Below are 21,770 nucleotides of genomic sequence, written 5' to 3' on the forward strand. Positions count from 1 at the left end.
CCTCACAGAAAATGTTCAGCTTTCTTGATCATCAGGATTGATAAAGACATTGACCGGGAAATCCCCCAGGGCAGTGCTGATCAGCAGCTCCTTGTCTGGTGTGACTGCGGCCGTATGAAAAAGTCCCTTCCAGTTTTGGGTTGTGGTGGCGAACGGTAATTTCACCCGTGTATCGCCCCAAACCTGCGCATGGATGTGGGGCTGCACACCGTTTTCAAGCAAGCGATGAGGCCAGCGCGGCACCACCACCAGCAGCTGTTTGCCTTGATGCTCACGGCTAAACGCGACCACGTGATCGGCGTGTTTGCCCACCACCTCCAGTGGCAGGTAGCGCCCGTTGCGAAACAGTTCAGGGTGGGCCTTGCGCACGGCCAATCCCCCGGCGATCAACGCCTGTTTGATACGCCCGTCCTGCCAGTTCGACAACTGTTCGCCGATGTCCGGTGGGCTGTTGAGCGCACGTTGCCGTGCGTCGAAATCCACTGGGCGACGGTTGTCGGGGTCGACCAGGCTGAAGTCCCAGAACTCGGCGCCCTGGTACAGGTCCGGCACCCCTGGCACCGTGAGGCGAAGCAAGGTTTGCGCCAGCCCGTTGAGCGCGCCGGCCGGGGCGATGGTTTGGGCAGCGGCGGCGATGGCGGCGCGCAGGGCCTGGCCTTCGTCACCCAGCAGCAGGCGCGTGAGGAATGTTTCGACGCCTTTTTCGTAGGCCTCGTTGGGGGCGCTCCAACTGCTCTGCAACTTGGCTTCGCGCAGGGCTTTCTGTTGCCATTGCCACAGACGCTGATGATAAGCCTTGAGGTCCGGGCTTGATTCCAGAGGCCAACTGCCCAGCAGCACTTGATAGAGGATCAGCTCGTCACCCGCCGAAGGGCTGTCGGCAGATTCGCGCAACGGCGCTGCCAGGGTGCGCCACTGCTCCACCTGCTCGACGTACCACGGCGCGCATTCGCTGATCACGGCCAGGCGCGCGCGGCTGTCTTCGCCCCGTTTGTGGTCATGGGTGGCAGTGGCCAGCAGGTTGTCGGGGAAGGTCTGCAGACGTTGTGCGTTGATAGCGTGAAAGTCATCCAGCGGCGCGCTGAACTGCTCGGTGCTGAAGCCCACGTCATTGCGCGACAGCAGCACCGCCGAGCGATAGAACGCGGTGTCTTCCACGGCCTTGGCCGCAGCGGGTGAAGTCAGTTGCTGGAAGCGCACGCAAGCATGCTTGAGGATCTTGCGTTCGCGACCCACCGGCCGGTTGCGCCAGGGCTGGCCGCCGAGCCACTGCTCCAGGTGGGCGAGCACCGGCCAGTCGCCTTCGTTCAGTGTGCTGCGTGCGCCTTCGAGGGCTTGTTGGAACACCGTGTCGTCATCGGCGCTGCGCCCCCGGGCACTGATGTAAGTGCGGTAAACGGGGAAGTGCACGATCAGTTCCTGCAACGCACGGCGGATCGCGCCCAGGGTCAGGTCGCGGGTCATGACATCGTCACGGGCCACTTGCAGCAGGGCCTGGGCCACGCTTTCAAAGTCGCCGCCGAGGGAACCGTTGAGGATTTGCTGGCGGGCCAACCGCGCTTCTTCGATAAAGGCCGAAGGGCGTTCGCTGTGGCGTGTCCATAACTCGGCCAGCGGCTCAAAGCCTTGCGGGTCATGTTGCAGCAATGACAGCTGGTTCATGAACTCGTAGCCGGTGGTGCCGTCCACCTGCCAATCAGTGCGCAGGGTTTCGCCTTCGCCAAGAATTTTTTCCACGAAGATCGGCAGGTGCCGTTCGGGTGAAAGCGTGTCGACACGACGACGCAATTTGCGGCAGTAACCCCGAGGGTCGGCGAGGCCGTCGATATGGTCGATGCGCAGGCCGTCCACCAGGCCTTCGCCGATCAGTTCGAAGATCTTGCCGTGGGTGGCCTCGAACACCGCGCTGCGCTCGACCCGCAGGCCGCCCAGTTCGTTGACGTCGAAGAAGCGCCGCCAGTTGATGTCGTCCGCCGCCGTGCGCCAGCTGGCGAGGCGATAGGTCTGTTGTTCGAGCAATGCATGCAGGCGGTCGAAGTCGAACGTGCTCAGCTGCTGCTCGATGGCGCGCAGCACGTCGCTTTCGGTGGCGCGCTCCGCCAGCGCTTGCTTGAGCCATGCCGCCTCGTGGTAAGCGTCATCTTGGTAGGCGAGGGCGGCGAAGCGTTCGGCCAGGGGGTTGAGCAACGGGTCGCTGCCCAGAATCATCGCGTAGTCCCGAGGGCAGATGGGGAAGCGGTGTTCGTAGTGTGCCGCGTAGAAACTACCCTGGGCGGCGTCGAAGGCCAGGGCCAGGGTGCCGGTTTGCAGGGCTTCGCCGTAGTCGCTGCCGAGGAATGGCATCAGCAACTGGCCTTTGAGCAGTGGGTCGGGCGAGTGCCACTGGATATCGAAGAACTCGCAATAGGGGCTCAGGCGCCCCCACTCCAGCAGGTCCAGCCACCATGGGTTGTCGGCGCCGCCCACGGCCATGTGGTTGGACACGATGTCGAGGATCAGCCCCATCTCGTGTTCACGCAGCGCCGCGACCAGGCGGCGCAAGGCCGGTTCGCCGCCCAGCTCCGGGTTGACGGTGGTGGGGTCGACCACGTCGTAGCCGTGCATGGAGCCCGCACGGGCACTGAGCAACGGTGAGGCGTACAGGTGGCTGATGCCGAGTCTGGCAAAGTACGGCACCAGCGGCACCGCGTCGTCCAAAGTAAAGCCTTTATGAAATTGCAAGCGTTGGGTGGCGCGCAGCGGCAGGGCCTTCATCGGTCACGCTCGTGGGCCTGGTTACGCGCCACCGCCAGCAGTTCCAGGCGGCGCGCGGCGCTGTCGTTGTCGAGCAGGCTGGCGGCTTCACCCGGCAGGCGGCGGCGCCAGTTGGGGTGAGTGTCGAGGGTGCCGGGCAGGTTGGCCTGTTCCTCGATGCCGAGCGCGTCTTCCAGTGGCAGCAATACCAACGGCGCACGGGTGTGGCCCAGGTAGCGCACGCTGGCATCGATCATGTGGTCGGTGTCGTTGCGGATCTCATCGACGAAGTTCTGTGGGTCCTGGCTCAAGGCCTGGCGCAGCGCCTGGCGTTCGCGCAGGCGGTGTTCGCTCCATTGCTCCACCGTGGGCGCGTCGATCAAACCCAGCTGGATGTTCCACTCGATATCGCGGCTGTGCCACCAGCCGTTGAGGGTGGGCAAGTCGTGGGTGCTGGTGGTGGCCAGGGCGTTGTCCGGCCAGTCGAGGATCGGCTTGAACTGGCCGTCATGGTTCTGTTCGAACAGCAGCACGCGCATGCCGAGGATCGAGCGGCCGCTGAGTTTTTCGCGCAGGCCATCGGGCACGGTGCCCAGGTCTTCGCCAAGGACGATGGCCTGGTGACGGTGGGATTCCAGGGCCAGTAGGCGCAGCAGGTCATCCACCGGGTAATACAGGTACGCGCCTTCCCGGGGCGATGCGCCCATGGGAATCACCCAGAGGCGTTGCAGGCCCATCACATGGTCGATGCGCAGGCCGCCCGCGTGGGCGAAGTTGGCCCGCAGCATTTCGATAAAGGCGCGGAAGCCGTTGCGTTTGAGGCCCTCCGGGGAAAACGCGGAGATGCCCCAGCCTTGGCCCGATCGGTTGAGAATGTCCGGCGGCGCGCCCACGGTCAGGTCGGCCAGCAGCTCATCCTGGCGGCTCCAGGCTTGGCTGCCACCGCCGTCGGCACCCACGGCCAGGTCGGCGATCAGGCCCACGCCCATGCCGCTGCCGCGGGCGGCTTGCTGCGCACGTTCCAGGCTACGGGCGATCAGCCATTGGCTGAAGGCGAAATAGCCGATTTCATCGCGGTTGTCTTCGGCGAATTGAGTCAGTGCCGCGCTCTGCGGATTACGCCAGGCGTCTGGCCAGTGGCGCCAGTCCAGATCTTCACCGGCGGCCGCACGCTGAGCTTGCACAGCCTCGAAGCGACAGTGATTTTCCAGGGCCTCGCCACCGGCTTGGCGAAAGCTCAGGAAGTCGGCATGTTGCGGATGCTCGCCGTGACGGAAGTCTTCATACAGCGTGCGCAGCAAGCGTTGCTTGGCCTTCGCGGCGGCAGGCCAGTCGATCAGGGTGTGCTGTTCCAGGGTGTGCAGCTCATCGGCGAGACCGGCGGTATCGATGGCGTTGCGCACCTCGCGCTCGCCCAGGATGCAGCCCGGTGACGCGTAAAGACTGTTGAGGAACAGGCGGCTGGACGGTGAGTAAGGGCTGTAGCGGTTCGGGTCGGCACTGAACATCGCGTGCATCGGGCTGATCGCCAGGGCATCGGCACCGCGCTCGGCGGCCGAGCGCGCCAGGTGCTCCAGGGCCAGGGTGTCGCCGAAGCCGCCATCGCCGAGGCGACGCAACGAATACAACTGGGCGCTCAGGCCCCAGGCCCGGGCGGGGCGGCTGTCCACCGCTTCAGCCACGCTGTAGCAATGGGTGGGGGCCACGGCCAAGGTGAAGACCTGGTCGCTGATGTGTACTTGGTGGTACCCGAGAGCAATGACGCCCGGCAACACGGCGTTGCCGTCCAGGCGCAGCTCTAGGGTTTCGCCGTCTTCGAGATTGACCCGGCACAGGGTGTCGGGTTCGAAGTAGCGCGCCAGGTCCAGCCCTTCGCCGCTGTCGATGGTCATCAAAGGCGGCAGGTGTTTGTTCTGTTGCACCTGTTCCAGTTCGAGCAGGCTGGCGTCGATCTCGGCATCGGTATCGGCTGGGTGGCCCAGGCCTTTGAGGACCGCACGCAGGGCGTCGGGCTTCACGTGCTGCGGGCGGCCGTTTGCGTCGATCCAATCGACGGCCAGGCCCGCGCGGCTGGCGAGGATTTCCAGGTTCGCTTCGCTCAAGGGTGCTCTCCAACAGGGAAAAGGGCTACGCGCGCACTGAACGGCGCCAGCAGGGCCGGGTCATGGGCGCGCGTTTCGAATAGCAGGTGGGACGGCGCAGGGTGAGTCACGGGCGCTTCGCTCAGATTGAGGTCGATTTGCAACAGGCTGCCGTTGCCCAGGCGCCAGCGCGCAGTGACGGCGCCGTCGGCCAGCACCTGTGCGCCCAATGCAACGCTGCCGGGCAAATGCGGCACGATGTGCTGGTGGCGCAGGTGCAGCAGGTGGCGATAGAGCGCGGTGTGGTCGTTGTCGGTGAAGCTGGGGGCGGAATGCTCAAAGGTGGACGCGGCGTTGGGATCGGGAATGCGTTTGCGCCGTTCGGGGTCGTGGAAGGCGGCGAAGTCGGCGAATTCATTACGCCGGCCTTCGCGCACGGCCTCGGCCAGTTCGCCATGGTGATCGGTGAAAAACAGGAACGGCTCGCTGGCGTTGGTTTCATCGCCCATGAACATCATCGGGATCATCGGCGACAGCAGCAGTAGCGTAGTGGCGGCTTTGAGTGCCTCGGGCGAACAGAGTTGGTGCAGCCGTTCGCCGAGGGCGCGATTGCCGATCTGGTCGTGGTTCTGCAGAAACAGCACGAAGGCGCTGGGCGGCAGGTGCCCGCTGGGTTCGCCGCGTGGGTGGCCGTGGCGAGTCGCTTGCCCCTGGTAGATAAAGCCTTCGCCCAGGCAACGCGCGAGCTTGGCGGTGGTGTCCGAAGCGAAGTCGCTGTAATAGGCGTCGGTTTCGCCGGTGAGCAACACGTGCAGGGCGTTGTGGCCGTCGTCGTTCCACTGGGCATCGAACTCATGCTCCAGCAGGCTCGCCTGATTGAATTCGTTTTCCAGCACCAGCCACACATGGCGGCCGATATCGGCTTGTTGGCGCACCCGTTGCGCCAGCTCCTTGAGAAACCCCGGGTTGTCGATGGCGTGCACTGCATCCAGGCGCAGGCCGTCGAAGCGGTATTCGAGCAACCACATCAGCGCGTTGTCGAGGAAGAAGTCGCGTACTTCGCGGCGGTCAAAATCAATGCCCGCGCCCCAGGGGGTGTGCACGTCTTCCTGAAAGAAGCCCTTGGCGTATTGGCCGAGGTAATTGCCGTCCGGGCCGAAGTGGTTGTAGACCACGTCGAGGATCACGGCCAGGCCGTGTTCGTGGGCGCTGTCGATCAGGTGCTTGAGTTGCTCGGGCGTGCCGTAGGCAGAGTGGGGTGCGTAGGGCAGCACCCCGTCGTAGCCCCAGTTGCGTTCGCCGGGGAACTGCGCCAACGGCATCAACTCGATGGCGGTGACGCCCAACTCGGCCAGGCGTGGCAGGTGTTGTTCCACGCCGGCATAGCCGCCGAGCGCGCCAACGTGCAGTTCGTAAATCACCGCCTCGTGCCACGGGCGGCCTTGCCATTGGCTGTGCCGCCATGGATAGGCGAGCGGGTCGACGACTTGGCTCCACCCGTGAACGTCCGTGGCCTGGGCTCTGGACGCCGGGTCGGGTACATCGGTTTCGCCGTCGATGTTGTAGCGGTAGCGCGTGCCCGCCGCGCAGCGTATTTCTGTTTCGAACCAGCCCTCTGCCTGGGGCAGCATGGCGATGGACTTGCCGTCTTCCAATTCAACGCTGACATAAAATGCGTCTGGCGCCCACAAGGCAAAACGCGTGTGTTGCGCGTCCAGCATGATTGCGCCGTGGGGCCAGGTTTCCAGAGTCCGTGACGGCATCTATGAAGCCCTCCCTTGATTATTTAGCGGATTTCCCCAAGGCCTTGGCCACCAGTTGTTCGTACAGTTCGGCGTAGGGTTCGACCGCCTGGCACCAGTTGAAGGGTTGGGTCATGGCGCGGCAACGCATTGCGTTGAGCAGCCCGGTATTGGCAAACACCTTGAACGCTCGGCTCAGGGCTTCTTCGTAGCTCTCTACCGTGGATTCATTGAACAGGAACCCGGTGACGCCGTTCTCGATGGTGTCGGCCAGCCCGCCGGTATTGCGGGCCACCGGCAGTGAGCCGAAGCGCTGGGCATACATCTGGCTCAGGCCGCAGGGCTCGTAGCGCGAAGGCATCAGCAGGAAGTCGCTGCCGGCGAACATGCGGCGGGCGTCGGTTTCGTTGAAGCCGATGCGCACGCCCACCTGGCCCGGGAAGCGCAGGGCCAGTTCACGCATGGCTTGTTCTTCTTCCGGTTCGCCACGGCCGATAATCGCGATCTGGCCGCCCTGTTCGACGATAAAGCTGGCAACGGCTTCGGTGAGGTCCAGGCCTTTCTGGTACACCAGGCGCGAGACCACGGCGAACAGCGGGCCGGTAGAGTCATCCAGTTCGAACAGTTCGCGCACGTGGGCGGCGTTGACGGCCTTGCCTTCCCAATCCCCAATATTGAAATTGTGGGTCAGGTGCGTGTCGGTGGAGGTTTCCCAGCTTTCATCGATGCCGTTGGGGATACCACTGAGCAAACCTTGTTGGGTCTTGCTGGCGAGGAAACCATCGAGGCCGCAACCGAATTCAGGGGTGGTGATTTCCTGGGCGTAGGTGGCGCTCACCGTGGTGATGTGGCTGGAGTACGCCATGCCGGCCTTGAGGAACGACATCTTGCCGTAGAACTCCATGCCTTCTTGTTGCAGGGCATGGGGCGGGATGCCCAGCTCCGGCGTCGAGGCCAGGCTGACCACGCCCTGGTAGGCCAGGTTATGGATGGTGAACAGGGTTGGGGTGCGTGACCCACGCCAGTGCATATACGCCGGGGCGAGGCCTGCTGGCCAGTCGTGGGCGTGCACCAGGTCGGGGCACCAGTGAATCTGCGCCAGGTTGGCGGCCATGTCGGCGGCTGCCAGGCCCAGGCGGGCAAAGCGAATGTGGTTGTCCGGCCAGTCTCGGCCGTTGTTGGCGCCGTAGGGGGTGCCTTCGCGCTCATAGAGTTCGGGGCAGATCAGCACATAGATGACCAGGCCGTCCTTGAGGTCCATGCGCCCGATCTTGCAGGGCGGCAGGGCTGCGTGGCCGCCCAGTTCGCCGACAATGTGGATCGGGTTGTCGCTTTCCATCACCTGCGGGTAACCCGGGATCAGCACTCGCACATCGTGCAGATGGGCCATGGCGCGGGGCAGGGCGGCGGACACGTCGCCCAAGCCACCGGTCTTGACCAGGTCGGCAAACTCGGAGGTTACAAACAGGACTTTCTTGCGATTAGGGTTCTGACTCACGATCGGCCGCACAGTGGTGGGCAGGTCGACCAGCGAAGGTCCCCCTACCGGCTGACTGACACGCTCTCCCTGAATATCTACAGCGGCACTGATCATAGTTCTCTCCCACATGTCTGTCGGCTAATGGCCCGCTGCCATTAGCTCCGATGACCGCATCCTGCGGTCAGGCGCACAAGCACTGTACAAACTGGCAAGGCGTATGCCAGTTGCACACTCAGCTGAAAAAGATTGGATGGACGGGCATCTGCGATCAAACGCGCGTGCTCGCCTTACCTTAAAACTGGACCTACGGCAGGTTTGGAAAGTTTCGATTTTTTGCGGGGTTTTTGTTTTCGAACGGACCCATCGGTCATCAGTCTAGGACAGATCCTAGAGCGTGTAGGGTTTGTGAGAAGATTTTGTAGGACAAAAAACTTGTAACCATATGCAGCTTTGAAAACACGGTTTGAACGGCGGCGTTTTGTGGCGAGGGAGCATGCTCCCGTTGGGCTGCGCAGCAGACCCGTATTTGAAATAAAGAAAGGGCCGCTTCGCGCCCCAACGGGAGCAAGCTCCCTCGCCACGAGGAAGCATGCGCCCCGCAATGGTGCGCTAGCCGAGCATGCGAATGGGCGCGCCGTTGGCCCAGGCCTGGATGTCTTCGATCATCTGTTGGTAGAACTGGCGGTAGTTTTGCTCGCTGACGTAGCCGACGTGGGGGGTGGCCAGCACATTGGGCAGGCGGCGGAACGGGTGATCCACCGGCAGTGGCTCCTCGGCGTACACATCCAGTGCAGCCCCAGCCAGCCCGCCACTTTCCAGTGCCTGCACCAGCGCCTGTTCATCCACGATGGGCCCGCGGGCGGTGTTCACCAGGCGGGCGGTGGGTTTCATCCAGCTCAAGGCCTGGGCATCCACCAGCCCACGGCTACGGTCGCTGAGCACCAAGTGCACGGTGAGAATGTCGGCCTGTTCGAACAGTTCTCTCTTGCTGATCCAGGTCACGCCCGATTCGGCGGCGCGCTCGGGCGTGAGGTTTTCGCTCCAGGCAATCACACGCATGCCGAACATCTGGGCAAACTGCGCGACCTTCTGGCCGATGCTGCCCAACCCCAGGATGCCCAGGGTTTTGCCGTACAGGTCGCCGCCCAGGCCAACTTGCCACTGGCCGGCACGCAGGGAGTTGGCTTCGGCCAGCAGGTTGCGGGTGGAGGCCATAATCAGCGCCCAGGTCAATTCCGGTGCGGCCTGTTTATAGCTGTCAGTGCCACACACCTGGATCCCCAGGGCCTTGGCGGCGGCGATGTCGATGGCCGCGTTGCGCATGCCACCGGTCACCAGCAGCTTCAACTTCGGCAGGCCCTGCAACAGGGCCTTGTCGAAGGTGGAGCGTTCGCGCATCACGCAAATCACCTCGAACCCCTGCAAACGGTCGATCATCGTGGTGGTATCGGCGGGGTAGTCGTGCAGGAAATGCACCTGGCCGACGGTATCAAGCACCGACCAATCCACCACGCCACTGGCCACATTCTGCCAATCATCAATGACTGCGATCTGTACCGACATTCACGAGTGCCTCGAAAAAGGTTGAATTAAAGGGCGTTCAAACCCTGCAACAGCGCTTTATGAAACTGGGCCGGTTCTTCCATCTGCGGCGCATGCCCCAGGCCTGGGAACTCCACCAGGGTGGCATGGGGGATCAACTGTGCAGCTTGCTTGCCCAGCACGTCGTAGTGACCGAGCCTGGCCTTGACCGCTGGCGGCGCGATATCACTGCCGATGGCGGTGGTGTCGGACGTGCCGATCAGCAGCAGGGTGGGCATCTGCAAGTCCTTGAACTCGTAGTACACCGGCTGGGTGAAGATCATGTCGTAAATCAAGGCCGAGTTCCATGCGACCAGCGTATGCCCCGGGCCTTTATTCAGGCCGGCGAGCATGTCCACCCAGCGGTCATATTCGGGCTTCCAGCGGCCTACGTAGTAGGTGTTGAGTTCGTACTGGCGGATGCCCTCGGCGCTCAGCTTGAGCTCGCGCTCGTACCACTGGTCGACGCTGCGGTAAGGCACGCCAAGGGCTTTCCAATCTTCCAGGCCGATGGGGTTCACCAACGCCAGTTGTTCGGTCTGGGCTGGGTAGAGCAGGGCATAGCGGGTGGCGAGCATGCCGCCGGTGGAGTGGCCGACGAGGGTGGCTTTCTGAATGCCGAGTTTCTCCAGCAGTTGGTGGGTGTTGGTGGCCAGTTGTTGGAAGCTGTATTGATAGTGCTCGGGCTTGCTGGAGGTGCAGAAGCCGATCTGGTCCGGCGCGATCACGCGGTAGCCGGCATCGCTCAAGGCTTTGATCGAGTCTTGCCAGGTGGCGCCGCAGAAGTTCTTGCCATGCATCAGCACCACGCTGCGGCCATTGGCTTTGCCCTTGGCGGGGACGTCCATATAACCCATTTGCAGGGTTTTACCCTGTGACTGGAACTGGAAGTGCTCAACCGGATACGGGTATTGGAAGCCTTGCAGCTCGGGGCCGTAGGTGGCGGCGAAGGCGGGGGCGGCACTGGCGGTCAGCAGGCCGGCAATGCAGAAAGCACGGATCAGAGGCATCGGCTGGGCTCCTAGAGAAGGTGCTCGGATGCTGTTGGGAGGGGATTAAGTGGGGATTAACGCCCACTGCAGGGTCAGGGCGGCGAGCACGCCGTAACGTACGCCTTTGGCGAGGGTAACCAGCAGCAAGAAGCGCCACAGTGGCTCACGCATCACCCCGGCCACCAGGGTCAGTGGGTCCCCGATGATCGGCACCCAACTGAGCAGCAACGTCCAATGCCCCCAGCGCTCGTAATGGTGGCGCGCCTTGCTCAATTGCCTGTCGCTCACCGGAAACCAGCGTCGGCCCTTGAAGTGTTCCACCCAGCGCCCGAGCCACCAGTTCACCAGCGACCCCAGCACGTTGCCCAGGGTGGCAACCCCCAGCAACAGCCACAGGCTGTAATGCCCGCTGAGCAGCAGGCCCACCAGCACGGCTTCCGATTGCAGGGGCAATAATGTCGCGGCGCCAAACGCCGCGAAAAATAACCCCAGGTAACCCGCGATCATTGCGCCGGGTAGTCAGCCACCACCATGTCGTTGCCCTCGCGGGTCAGGCCGATGATCTGGTAAGCCTCGCTACGGCCTTCCACTTCCATGCCCGGCGAGCCCATGGGCATGCCCGGTGCGGCGATGCCCAGCAGATCATGGCGCTTGCGCAGGGCTAGCACTTGTTCGGCCGGCACGTGGCCTTCGACGAACTTGCCGTCGATCACGGCGGTGTGGCACGAGCCCAGGCGCGGGGCCACGCCCAGGCGTTGCTTGACGGCGCTCATGTCGGCTTCGACGTGGTCGTTGACCTTGAAGCCGTTGTTTTCCAGGTGGCTGATCCACTGTTTGCAGCAGCCGCAGTTGGCGTCGCGGTGGACGTCGATGGGAATGAGGTCGGCTGCTTGGGCCAGGGAGGGGATCAGCAGGGAGGAAAGCAGGACCAGGCGCAATGGGGTTTTCATGGTGGGGCTCGTAGGTCAGGTAAACGTCGTCATGAGGGAGGCGATCATGACGACGTCATCGCAGGCAAGCCAGCTCCCACACGATGCCGCGTGGGGCGGTAATGTTTCTAAATTATACGGAGGGGCCGTTTTCCAAGCGGTGCTTGAGCTGGTCGAGGGCAATGCCCGACAGCTCGATCATGCGCTCATGCAGGGTGGCCAGTTGCAGCTCGGTCTCGTAGGTCAACACACGCTTGAACAGGGTGCCTCCGCGATGGGGCTGCAGGAAATAATGGATGGAACCGTCCACGGCCAGGGAGGTGAACACGGTCTTGAACTCGCCGGGGCGCCGGGCGATCTGCACGCGGTAGCTCATAGGGACGCGTACGCCCAACAGGTCGATGATTTCGGTAAACCGCGTGCCCGCAGGCAGCGAGCCGGTGGTGCCGGTGTCGGCACTCAGGGACGTGGGGTGCCACTCGTGCCAGCGATCAGGCTGGGTCACATAGTCATAAACGGCATCGATGGGGGCCTGGATAAAGCGTTCCTGACTGATCCGCTCCAAGCGGACCGATTGCTCGGCAGCGCGCATGGCACACCTCCTGTGTGACGACTAGGAAATGTCAGAATAGTCCTACTCCCGCGCTTTGCACGGGAGCCTCCAGGCAATTGATCAACGGACTTTGAAGCGGCTCATCAATGCAATCACCCGGCCATTGGCGTCCAGCAGGCTCTGGGTGTTGCTTTCGGTGGCATGGCCGCTGTGCACCAACTCTTCGACCATTTGTCGGATCTGCACCATGCTGCGGTTGATCTCCTCGGTTACCGCGCTCTGCTGCTCGGCCGCCGTGGCGATCTGGGTGCTGAGGTTGTTGATGTGGCTGACCGAGCCGGCCATCTCATCCAGGCCGGTGTTCACCCGCGCCGTCGCATCCGCCGCCGACTGGCAACTGGCCTGGGTGTTTTCCATGGCGGCCACCGACGAACTTACGCCGGTGGTCAAGCGCGCCAGCATTTCGTTGATCTGCGACGTGCTGGCCTGGGTGCGTGCCGCCAGGGCGCGTACTTCATCCGCCACCACCGCAAACCCACGGCCTTGCTCGCCGGCACGTGCCGCCTCGATGGCGGCGTTGAGCGCCAACAGGTTGGTCTGGCCGGCAATGGCGCCGATCACGCCGAGGGTTTCGGTGATGCGCGCAGCGTCCTGGCGCATGTTTTCCACGGTGTGGGTGGCGCTGGAGACTTCGCCGATCAAGGCGCTGACGCTGGTGGAGGCTTCACCCACTACCACGCGGGAACGGTCGGCGTGCTCGTTGGCGCGCTGGGTGAAGGCCGCGGTTTCTGCGGCATTTTGCGCCACGGTCTCGGCGGTGGAACTCATTTCGGTGATGGCGGTGACGGTCTGGTCGGTTTCCGAGGCGTGGCGCACCAGGATCCGGTTGGTCTGCGCCGAGGCCTGTTGCAACTGCTCCAGGCCCGACGACATGGCCCCCGTGGCCTGGGTCACTTCGCCGATCATGTTTTGCAGGTAGACAATAAAGCGGTTGACCGAATGGCCAATGGCGCCCAGTTCGTCTTCAGCGCGAATGGTGATACGCCGCGTCAGGTCCGCATCACCCGCCGACAGCGCGTCGATGTTGGTCTTCAGCGACTTCATGCGCTGCACCAACTGGCGGATGGCATAGGCCGCGAGCAGTACCAGCAGCAACACCATGGGGATTTGCAGCAGGGCCAGGGTGCCGAGTACATCGTCGCGCTGGGCGGTGATCAACGAGGTGGGCAGGGCGGTGGCGAGGAACCACGGCGTGCCTTCGATCGGGCGCAGGTAGAAGGTGCTGGCCACGCCGCCGTTGTCGAACTCACTGCGTTGCAGGCCCTGGTCGCGATGGGCCAGGGCTGCGCTGACCTGTGCGGCAAACGCCGAACTGCCGGCCAGTTCGCTGATGTTTTTCAACACCACCGGGCCGTTGATGCGCGAGCTATTGCTGATAATCTTGCCGTCGCCCTCGACGATGAGCATCTGGCCGCCGATGTCTTTTTCCTTGCTGGCCACCAGCTCGTTGAAGAAGCCCAGGGTCACGTCGATGGTGGCAACGCCGTAGGCCGCGCCATCGCGCTGGATCGCCATGGCGCAGTTGGTGCGCGGCTCCTGGCTGGCGTCATCCTTGTAGGCCGCCGCCCAGGCACACTGGCCACGTGGCGAGGCGAGGCCGCCTTTGTACCAGCTCTGGTCGTAGTAGTTGGGCGCGGCGTCGCTGTTCCAGAAGGTGTTCACTGTCAGCTTGCCCGATGCATCGCGGTGCCAGAAGGTGCTGTGCTTGTTGCGCCCCGGGGTGCGCTGGTTCGGCAATGGCCAGATGCCGCCGCCGAAGACTTTCAGCTCGCCATACTGGTCCACCAGGCCCGGCAGGACCTTGTCGATGGCATCGCTGTCGAGCAGGGGAATGGTCTGGGTGATGCTGCGTTGCTGGGCTTGAACCTTGTTCAATTCGCCCTTGATCTGTTCGGCCACCTCGGCGATGCGGTTGAGCACCACCTGTTCTTCGGTGTGGCGCAGCGTGGGCGCGACCAACTGGCCGATACCCACGACGGTCAACACGAATAACACCAGGACGAACAGCACCAGAAACAGGGTATAGCGGGCTTGGATGGAGCGCAGTGGGGGCATGGGATCGTCCTTACGAAGCGTTTATTATTCACGCGGCTTTCTTGGGGCTTCGTAGGGCTATCGGCTTGGGTGTCAGGAGCTTTAGGTACGTTCGTACAAGAAAGTCGAGGCGCCGTTTGCCGACGCCTCATTCTGATGAGGGGGTCGCTCTTTGAGGGCAGCAGCGCTGACTTTTGGCGTTACAGGCCTCGACCCTGCGGGCTAGGGACAAGCTGGTGGAATTTTCGTAGTGGCTTGCCCATTTCTTCATTCAGAGCGTTTTCTGTGAAGTGCTTCGGGTTGACCGTCGTGGGCGGGGTAGAGGGGTCATCATCGAGATCAAAAGGTGTGGCGCTATTGGGTACACCAATAGCCTGGTACTCTAAGTTATTGGTCAAGTTTTTGCTGTCTGAGTCGTCCTTGGTGGACGGATCGTCGACTTTGCTGCGCCCTCTCAGGAAGGTGCCCTTTGCGCCATTCCAGGCGTGGGCTATTTCATGGTAGAGCACTGTCACGGGAATAATCGTATTTCCGTTATGTTCCTCGATGATCGACGGCTCGTCGAAGTTAATGACGCCGCGGTCAGCGCGAGAACCGGCTACGCCATCGGTGATTCGCCCAACGGCCGACAAATCAATCTTTCCTTTACCCGCGGCTCTCAGAGCATCCAAGGCCTTACTGCCAAAGTCGTAACCGGAGGCGCCAAACCCGATGGGATTGATGCTGACACTGGCGCCATTGGTGTCAGCGAGCTTATCCATCTCGGCGAGGACCTTCTGACCATTAGGCGAACTACGGAAGAACTCCAGATCATCGGCCACGCGTTGCTTGAAGTTTTCATCGCCGGTTACCGTAAAACCCCGCTCGCCCGCGTTGCTGGTTGCAACGGGGGTAAAGGACGAACCCCTGTTGCGGTCAAATTCATCGTTGATCTTGGCGTAAATGCGGTCGTGGGCGTGGTTGTTTCGTATCTTGTCCCGGCCTTTACCGGTATAAAACGTCGTGCTGTCATGCCCGACAAGTTCATCATCACCGTTGCCACCGTGCAGGACACTATGCCCGTTGCCTGCGAAGAGTTGGTCGTTGCCGTTGCCCCCGTCCAGGTAATTTTGCTTTTGTTTTCCCCCCGCGCCCGCGTAGAGACGGTCGTTGCCATTGTTGCCATACATGACGCTGTTACCGGTGCCGCCGATGAGGGTGTCATCACCTTCATTGCCTTCGGCATAGCCCAAGCCGCTGCCCAGGCGCAGCGTATCGTTGCCAGCTTGACCGTACAGTCGCGTTCTTCCGCCTCCCGCTTGAATATCATCGTCGCCGTCATCCCCGTACACATCGACACGAAGCATTACATCCTGGTCGATCGTAATTTTGTCGTTGCCGCCCATGGAGTCGATCGCCAGCCCCGGTTGCGGGCCTTTTTTTTTCTCGAAATCAACGTTGAATACATCGCCGTTTACGGTGATCCGAACCTGGTTTCCAGGCCCTTTACTGACATGAATGACGTCATCGTCATTACCGGTTTTTACAATGATTCGGTTGTTCAAGATCTGCGGCTTATCGCCAGGAGCCCAGGCGACTTCGTGTTTAATCTCGACGTCGCCTTTGGTATGCAGCACATGGTTCTTATAATTCACGACGCCAGGCTCCAGGTCTTTTGGCGTGTCGTAAGGTGATGTCGGGGGAAGGCCCGAGGTGTGTCGATGTTGTGATGCCGCCAAATATGCAGGGCCCGCGAGTATCATCATTAAACCTCTCTGTCGAACTTAGGAAAAGGTCTGACGGCGCTGTCGAATTTTGCGCGTCAGACTCGCGAATTCTGTGGGCGTAACGCGCAGAACGTTCCCGCATACCGTAAGACACTTAACACTAAACATTTCGACGGGGTCTGCTGCACTGGGAGGATGGACAAGCAAGCGTGTTTTGATCGGGGCGAGCCAAAGGGGGCATTGCCCTGTAACATGTAACCTAAGCACCGGCCTCTGTGCTTCGTGTGTGGCGATACACAAGGGCCCAATACTTCAGCTTCAGGACCCTGTCATGACTCAAAAGCAACGTTTGAAATATTCGATTCTGATCGCCCTGTCGGTACTGGCGATCATGTTTGGCCTGTCCTATCTGCAGAACACTGGCGTGATCAGCGAAAAAACCTTCCAGTACATCGCCATTGCCGTGGCGGTGATCGTGGTGGTGATCAACGGCATCATGCGCCGCAAGGTCAAGCCGCACTTCTGATTCAGGCGCGACCTTCGAGCACTTTGGCAGCCTCTTCATGGAGGCTGTAGCTCTTATCGGCATTGAGGGTGATCACGCCCTCGCTGCACAGGCGCTTGAGCACTTCACGCACGCTGAGAAACGACAGCGGAATGCCCAGCTCCAGTAAATGGCTGTGCACGCCGCGCACCCCCAGGGTGCGCTGGTTGTCGGCAGCGGTGAGCAGGGCGTCGATGACCTTCAGCCGAATCAGGCTGGTGCGCAAACCGAAACACTTGAGCAAATGGCGAATCCGCTGGTTGCCTTGCTGTTCGGGCGCTTTGCCGAACGCGTGTGTGCCGTTGCCAAAACTGGCGTCGGCGCTCGGTGAATGTCCGTCCGTGGGCAGTTGCGAGTTGTACATGCAAAAAACTCCTTATCAGAGCCTGATCAGGAAAATGATGGCGCTCTTATTAGGTAAGACGTATGAGCGACAGAAATCATGAAGTCCCGGATGTAGAAATTTTGTCGGTATCCGGTTTGTCACTTTGTGGTTGCCCTGAATAAACGTGCCCGTCCGCTAAATTATTCCCGGTGCATTGCGTCCTTACGGTGGGGTAGTTGCCCCTCGTGAGGGTGTTCAATTTGACGGTGGAGTCGGCGTGATTATTTCCAATGGGTTGTCCAGGGTGTGCATGGCAGGGGTGTTGCTGGGGGTGAGCTTCGCCGCATCGGCGCTTGAGCCGGTGGCACAGGCATCGGCGGATATCCGTCGCACCACATTCGGTGTGCCGCACATTCGTGCCAATGACGAGCGCGGCCTGGGCTACGGCATCGGCTATGCGTATGCCCAGGACAACCTGTGCCTGCTGGCCAATGAAGTGGTCACGGTGAACGGCGAGCGCGCCCGTTACTTCGGCCCCGATCAGGCAACCCTGGAGGAGCGCAACAACCTCGCCAGCGACGTGTTCTTCACCTGGCTCAATACCCCGCAGGCGGTGGCCACGTTCTGGAACGCGCAAACCCCGCAGATGCAACAGCGCATGCAAGGCTACGTCGCGGGTTACAACCGGTACCTGAAAGAGCAGGGCGCGCCGGTGCAGTGCCAGGCGGCGTGGGTACGGCCACTGGCGGTTGAAGACTTGGTGAAGCTGACCCGTCGGCTGCTGGTGGAAGGCGGTGTCGGGCAATTCGCCGAGGCCCTGGTAGGCGCGACGCCACCCCAGGCGACTACCGGCGTGCCGGTCGACAGCAAAGCCTTTGCACTGGCCGCTGCCAACCAGCAGCGTTTCACCCTCGACCGTGGCAGCAACGCAGTGGCGGTGGGCCGGGACCGTTCCTTCAATGGCCGGGGCATGCTGCTGGCCAACCCGCATTTCCCTTGGGTGGGCGGCATGCGTTTTTATGAAATGCACCTGACCATCCCGGGCCAGCTGGATGTGATGGGCGCTGCATTGCCAGGCTTGCCGGTGATCAATATCGGCTTCAATCAGCACGTGGCATGGACCCACACGGTCGACACCTCCAAGCATTTCACCCTGTACCGCTTGACCCTCGATCCCAAGGATTCCACCCGCTATATGCTGGATGGCAAATCCATCCCGCTGGATAAAACCCCGGTCACTGTGCAGGTCAAACAGCCCGACGGCAGCCTCAAGGCGCAAGCCCATACGGTCTACAGTTCGCAGTTCGGCCCGGTGGTGCAATGGCCGGGCAAGCTGGATTGGGACAGCCACTACGCGTTCAGCCTGCGCGATGCCAACCTCGGCAATGATCGCGTGCTGCAGCAGTGGTACGCGATGAACCGCGCTACCAGCCTCAAGGAATTGCAAACCTCGGTGCACACCCTGCAAGGCATTCCTTGGGTCAACACCCTGGCGGCGGATGATCAGGGCCAGAGCCTGTACATGAACCTGTCGGTGGTACCCAACGTCAGCGCCGCCAAGTTGGCGCAGTGCAGTGATCCGCGTGCCGGCTTGCAGTTGATCCTGCTCGACGGCGCCCACAGCGCCTGCGCTTGGGACGTGAACCCACGTGCGGCCCAGCCCGGTATCTTCCCGGCTGATCAACTGCCGCAACTGGAGCGCACCGACTACGTGCAGCACTCCAACGACTCGGCATGGCTGGCCAACCCCAAGGCACCGCTCACCGGGTTCTCGCCGGTGATCAGCCAGGACCACATCGGCCTCGGCCCGCGTGCACGCTTCGCTGTGCAACGCCTGCAATCCCTGGAATCGCAGCCCATTACCGTGGCCGCGCTGCAGCACATGGTGATGGACAACGAGGTGTACCTCGCCAGCCAGGTCATGCCTGACCTGCTCGCGTTCTGCGCCAAACACTTGGGCAGCGACGCTGTGGCCCTGCAACCGCTGTGCACCAGCCTCAAGGACTGGGACCAGCGCGCCAACCTCGACAGCGGCCTGGGCCTGGTGCACTTCATCAACCTGGTGCAGCATCTGCAGCAAATCCCCGATGCCTGGCGCGTAGCCTTCGACCCGGCCCAACCGCTGACCACGCCACGCGGTCTTGCCATCGACCGCCCAGTTGTGGCCAACGCCTTGCGTGAAGCCATGCTGGCCTCGACCGCCGAGGTGGCCAAAAACGGCCTGACCGCCAACAGCCGTTGGGGCGACGTGCAGGTCAGCGGCCAAACGCCGATCCATGGCGGCCCGCAAGAGCTTGGCATCTACAACGCCATGCAAAGCGTGCCCCGCGCCGACGGCAAACGTGAAGTCGTGAGCGGTAGCAGCTACCTGCAAATCGTCACCTTCGACGACAAGGGCCCGAACGCCCTCGGCGTACTGGCGTTCTCACTGTCCAGCGATCCCGCATCGAAATACGCGAAGGATCAAACCCAGGCCTTTTCCGAGAAAAAGCTGCGCCCACTGCCGTTTACCGACGCCCAGATCAAGGCTGATCCGCAGTACCAGGAGCAGGTCATCAAGGAGTAGGGCGGCCGCGCAACCCCTTGATGTCCCTACGAAATATTTTTGAAATCAAGGGGTTGCACGCATTGGCAAATACGTACATAATGGCGCCCATCGAACGCAACGAAGCATTAAAAACTTCAATGTATTCAATGAGTTAGAGTAGAGGCAGGCTGTTAAAGCCCACTCAAGTTTTTATGCGGTGAGTGCCAGCAACCAGGGCATTGATCGTTTGAGGCCGAGTAGCAAAATGGTTATGCAGCGGATTGCAAATCCGCCTACGCCGGTTCGATTCCGACCTCGGCCTCCACTCTTAGAAACCCCGTAGATTAACGTCTACGGGGTTTTTTATTGCCTGCGGTTTTGTCATCGCTTTTGCAATTAACGGCGAGAAGCGGGCGTTACAAACGGGGTTAATGAATCTGTCCCCGTTTCACGCAAATGGGCACCACGTGAATCACTGACCTCTGAAGCAAACACCAACCACGCCTCTAGCGCTGATAACGGCCGCTTTGGGTAAGGTGGCGCGCGATTGCTGCCCTGCATGACTGATGTCAGAATGATGCGCCACGCCTTGTACACTCAACGATTAGCGCGATTCCCGGACTATCATCATGCCCAGCCTCTGTTGCTGTTCTAACACGCTAGGCCCACCGAAGAGACTTCTCCTGGTTCAGCTGCGCCGGCTGCTGTGTTTAGTGCTGCTTTGGGATCAATCTGCGTGGGCTGATCCTGGCCCTCGCCAGAATGGCGCCAAACAGGTGATAGATGTACAGCTGCGTTGGAAACATCAGTTCCAGTTCGCGGGCTATTATGCCGCAATCGCCAAGGGCTATTACCGCGAAGAAGGACTGGACGTGCGCTTGCACGAGGGTGGCCCCCATGTCACACCAGTAGAAGAAGTGCTCTCTGGGCGTGCCCAATACGGCGAAGCCAATAGTGAATTGCTCTACGCACGCCTGCATGGAAAGCCCTTGGTCGCGCTGGCGGTGATTTTTCAGCATTCGCCTTCCGTGCTCGTGGCTCGCACAGACCAAGGTATTCGCACTGTGCACGACCTGATCAGCAAGCCGTTGATGTTGATGGATGCACAGACCGATGCTGATTTTCTGGCGATGTTCCGTAGCGAGGGTATACCCCTCGAAAAACTGCAACTTCTACCCAGCAGCTTTCAAATTGGGGATCTAGCCAGCGGTAAGGTGGCGGCGTTCAACTCGTACCTGACCAACGAGCCCTTCTACCTGCAAGAGCGGGGCGTGGATTACAACATCATCTCGCCCGTCACCTATGGGATCGACTTCTACAGCGACATCCTGTTCACCAGCCAGGCAGAGATTGACGAAAATCCACAGCGGGTCGAGGCCTTCCGCCGCGCTACCTTGCGCGGCTGGCGTTACGCGATGGATAACCCCGAGCAAATCATAGACCTGCTGCTCAATCAGTATTCGGTGAAGAAAAGTCGCGCGCACTTGCAATTCGAAGCTGAGGCCATGCGCCCGCTGGTGGTATCTGACTTGATAGAGATCGGTCATATGAACCCAGGGCGTTGGCAACGAATGGCTGAAACCTTCCTCGAACTGGGTATGGTCGACAATATCGCCGGTCTGGAAAACTTCATTTACGATCCAAACCCGCCACAACTCGTCGAGCGGCTGCGCAAGACCATTGTGCTGATCAGTATCGGCGGTGTGCTTGTCCTGATGTTCGCTCTGGTTCTGTTGAATGCCCAGCGTCATCTGCGCAACGAGATCAAGTTGCGCAAACTGGCCGAAGAGGAAGTACACAAGCTGGCCTTCTATGACAGCCTGACTGGCTTACCCAATCGCAATAGTTTTATTCCCTCTGCTAGTCAGAAGCTATTGGCTGCAAAGAGCCATGGAGAACATCTGGCCCTGTGCTATATCGACTTAAATCACTTCAAGCAGATCAATGATCGTTTTGGCCACCAGGCAGGCGATGCCATCCTGATCCATGTAGCCACGGCCATCAAATCCAATATTCGCGAGTTCGAAATAGCCGCGCGCATGGGCGGTGACGAATTCGTAGTGCTGCTCGACGGCGCGCTTCACAGAGGCGATATCCAGCGCACCACCCATGAAATCTGCGATGCCATCAACCTGCCCATCCCATGGAAAAACAGCCAGCTCAAGGTCAGCGCCAGCCTAGGGGTGGCGTGGTATCCGGAAGATGGCGAAGGTCTGGACGATCTGATTTTCAAGGCCGACACCGCCATGTTCAAAAGCAAAGCCAGTATCGCTGCGCAGGCGTAAAGCTGCTTGCGTGGTGTCCCAAAAAAAAGAATTGGTAGTTAGGAAGCAGCGTTTCACTGCGGTTTGTGTGAGCGTCGTCCTTCGCATGACGCCTCTGGTCAGTGCCGTGACTGACCCGGATTGTAGAAGCTGAATGATCCATAGCCGCCTACGGTCATCCTCCGACCTCTTCAGGCCGACAGCACCTTCAATAAACCG

Annotated in this window: 15 protein-coding genes and 1 tRNA gene; 4 read left to right on the forward strand and 12 right to left on the reverse strand. The window is 61.2% G+C overall.

Annotated elements, in window-relative coordinates:
- Positions 1 to 15 precede the first annotated feature (15 nt).
- From HX803_RS11320 to HX803_RS11370, 11 genes are all read right to left on the reverse strand, one after another.
- Complete coding sequence (locus HX803_RS11320) at positions 16 to 2,754, reverse strand: malto-oligosyltrehalose synthase (protein WP_178920587.1); 2,739 nt, start codon at positions 2,752 to 2,754, stop codon at positions 16 to 18.
- Positions 2,751 to 4,835 carry a 4-alpha-glucanotransferase gene (malQ, locus tag HX803_RS11325; RefSeq protein WP_178920588.1) on the reverse strand — a complete coding sequence of 695 codons (2,085 nt, stop codon included), beginning with the start codon at positions 4,833 to 4,835 and terminating at the stop codon, positions 2,751 to 2,753. The genes HX803_RS11320 and malQ overlap by 4 nt, the downstream gene beginning before the upstream one ends.
- Entirely contained in the window at positions 4,832 to 6,577 is a 1,746-nt protein-coding gene (treZ, locus tag HX803_RS11330) for a malto-oligosyltrehalose trehalohydrolase (RefSeq protein ID WP_178920590.1), read from the reverse strand. Before treZ ends, malQ begins: the two co-directional genes overlap by 4 nt.
- Before the next feature lie 19 nt (positions 6,578 to 6,596).
- On the reverse strand, positions 6,597 to 8,150 hold the full coding sequence (glgA, locus tag HX803_RS11335; protein ID WP_178920592.1) for a glycogen synthase GlgA: 1,554 nt from the start codon (positions 8,148 to 8,150) through the stop codon (positions 6,597 to 6,599).
- 495 nt (positions 8,151 to 8,645) lie between these two features.
- The gene (locus HX803_RS11340) at positions 8,646 to 9,599 is read right to left on the reverse strand and encodes a D-2-hydroxyacid dehydrogenase family protein (RefSeq protein WP_178920594.1); all 954 of its coding nucleotides are present in this window, start codon (positions 9,597 to 9,599) and stop codon (positions 8,646 to 8,648) included.
- 26 nt (positions 9,600 to 9,625) lie between these two features.
- Complete coding sequence (locus HX803_RS11345) at positions 9,626 to 10,627, reverse strand: alpha/beta fold hydrolase (protein WP_178920596.1); 1,002 nt, start codon at positions 10,625 to 10,627, stop codon at positions 9,626 to 9,628.
- 45 nt (positions 10,628 to 10,672) lie between these two features.
- Positions 10,673 to 11,116, reverse strand: coding sequence for a YqaA family protein (locus HX803_RS11350; RefSeq protein WP_178920598.1), 444 nt, complete (start codon positions 11,114 to 11,116; stop codon positions 10,673 to 10,675).
- Entirely contained in the window at positions 11,113 to 11,559 is a 447-nt protein-coding gene (locus HX803_RS11355; RefSeq protein ID WP_178920600.1) for a DUF411 domain-containing protein, read from the reverse strand. The genes HX803_RS11350 and HX803_RS11355 overlap by 4 nt, the downstream gene beginning before the upstream one ends.
- A gap of 112 nt (positions 11,560 to 11,671) precedes the next feature.
- The gene (locus HX803_RS11360) at positions 11,672 to 12,130 is read right to left on the reverse strand and encodes an SRPBCC family protein (protein WP_178920602.1); all 459 of its coding nucleotides are present in this window, start codon (positions 12,128 to 12,130) and stop codon (positions 11,672 to 11,674) included.
- An 81-nt stretch (positions 12,131 to 12,211) separates the two neighbouring features.
- A complete protein-coding gene (locus HX803_RS11365) occupies positions 12,212 to 14,206 on the reverse strand; it encodes a methyl-accepting chemotaxis protein (RefSeq protein ID WP_178920604.1) in 1,995 nt (664 codons plus the stop codon).
- A 179-nt stretch (positions 14,207 to 14,385) separates the two neighbouring features.
- Positions 14,386 to 15,819 carry a M91 family zinc metallopeptidase gene (locus HX803_RS11370; RefSeq protein WP_372339907.1) on the reverse strand — a complete coding sequence of 478 codons (1,434 nt, stop codon included), beginning with the start codon at positions 15,817 to 15,819 and terminating at the stop codon, positions 14,386 to 14,388.
- A gap of 403 nt (positions 15,820 to 16,222) precedes the next feature.
- Here HX803_RS11370 and HX803_RS11375 point away from each other — a divergent pair, with 403 nt between their 5' ends.
- Entirely contained in the window at positions 16,223 to 16,417 is a 195-nt protein-coding gene (locus HX803_RS11375) for a hypothetical protein (RefSeq protein ID WP_176995952.1), read from the forward strand.
- A gap of 1 nt (position 16,418) precedes the next feature.
- Here the strand turns inward: HX803_RS11375 and HX803_RS11380 are convergent, their stop codons facing one another.
- On the reverse strand, positions 16,419 to 16,799 hold the full coding sequence (locus HX803_RS11380; protein WP_178920607.1) for a fe2+ zn2+ uptake regulation protein: 381 nt from the start codon (positions 16,797 to 16,799) through the stop codon (positions 16,419 to 16,421).
- A 238-nt stretch (positions 16,800 to 17,037) separates the two neighbouring features.
- Between HX803_RS11380 and HX803_RS11385 the strand changes: the two genes are divergently transcribed.
- From HX803_RS11385 to HX803_RS11395, 3 genes are all read left to right on the forward strand, one after another.
- On the forward strand, positions 17,038 to 19,326 hold the full coding sequence (locus HX803_RS11385) for an acylase (protein WP_178920609.1): 2,289 nt from the start codon (positions 17,038 to 17,040) through the stop codon (positions 19,324 to 19,326).
- Positions 19,327 to 19,538: 212 nt separating this feature from the next.
- Positions 19,539 to 19,612 (forward strand) — tRNA-Cys (locus HX803_RS11390).
- A gap of 304 nt (positions 19,613 to 19,916) precedes the next feature.
- Positions 19,917 to 21,572, forward strand: a complete 1,656-nt coding sequence (locus HX803_RS11395; RefSeq protein WP_178920610.1) for a GGDEF domain-containing protein — start codon at positions 19,917 to 19,919, stop codon at positions 21,570 to 21,572.
- The last annotated feature ends 198 nt before the right edge of the window (positions 21,573 to 21,770 follow it).

This window comes from Pseudomonas sp. P7548 (genome assembly GCF_013386585.1).
Lineage (GTDB): Bacteria > Pseudomonadota > Gammaproteobacteria > Pseudomonadales > Pseudomonadaceae > Aquipseudomonas.

Excerpts from the sequence above, each read along its gene's own strand:
- HX803_RS11355 (WP_178920600.1), bottom strand. The coding sequence starts at position 11,559 with ATGAAAACCCCATTGCGCCTGGTCCTGCTTTCCTCCCTGCTGATCCCC.
- HX803_RS11340 (WP_178920594.1), bottom strand. The coding sequence starts at position 9,599 with ATGTCGGTACAGATCGCAGTCATTGATGATTGGCAGAATGTGGCCAGT.
- HX803_RS11360 (WP_178920602.1), bottom strand. The coding sequence starts at position 12,130 with ATGCGCGCTGCCGAGCAATCGGTCCGCTTGGAGCGGATCAGTCAGGAA.
- treZ (WP_178920590.1), bottom strand. The coding sequence starts at position 6,577 with ATGCCGTCACGGACTCTGGAAACCTGGCCCCACGGCGCAATCATGCTG.
- HX803_RS11395 (WP_178920610.1), top strand. The coding sequence starts at position 19,917 with ATGCCCAGCCTCTGTTGCTGTTCTAACACGCTAGGCCCACCGAAGAGA.
- glgA (WP_178920592.1), bottom strand. The coding sequence starts at position 8,150 with ATGATCAGTGCCGCTGTAGATATTCAGGGAGAGCGTGTCAGTCAGCCG.
- HX803_RS11365 (WP_178920604.1), bottom strand. The coding sequence starts at position 14,206 with ATGCCCCCACTGCGCTCCATCCAAGCCCGCTATACCCTGTTTCTGGTG.
- HX803_RS11320 (WP_178920587.1), bottom strand. The coding sequence starts at position 2,754 with ATGAAGGCCCTGCCGCTGCGCGCCACCCAACGCTTGCAATTTCATAAA.
- HX803_RS11380 (WP_178920607.1), bottom strand. The coding sequence starts at position 16,799 with ATGTACAACTCGCAACTGCCCACGGACGGACATTCACCGAGCGCCGAC.
- HX803_RS11345 (WP_178920596.1), bottom strand. The coding sequence starts at position 10,627 with ATGCCTCTGATCCGTGCTTTCTGCATTGCCGGCCTGCTGACCGCCAGT.
- HX803_RS11350 (WP_178920598.1), bottom strand. The coding sequence starts at position 11,116 with ATGATCGCGGGTTACCTGGGGTTATTTTTCGCGGCGTTTGGCGCCGCG.
- HX803_RS11375 (WP_176995952.1), top strand. The coding sequence starts at position 16,223 with ATGACTCAAAAGCAACGTTTGAAATATTCGATTCTGATCGCCCTGTCG.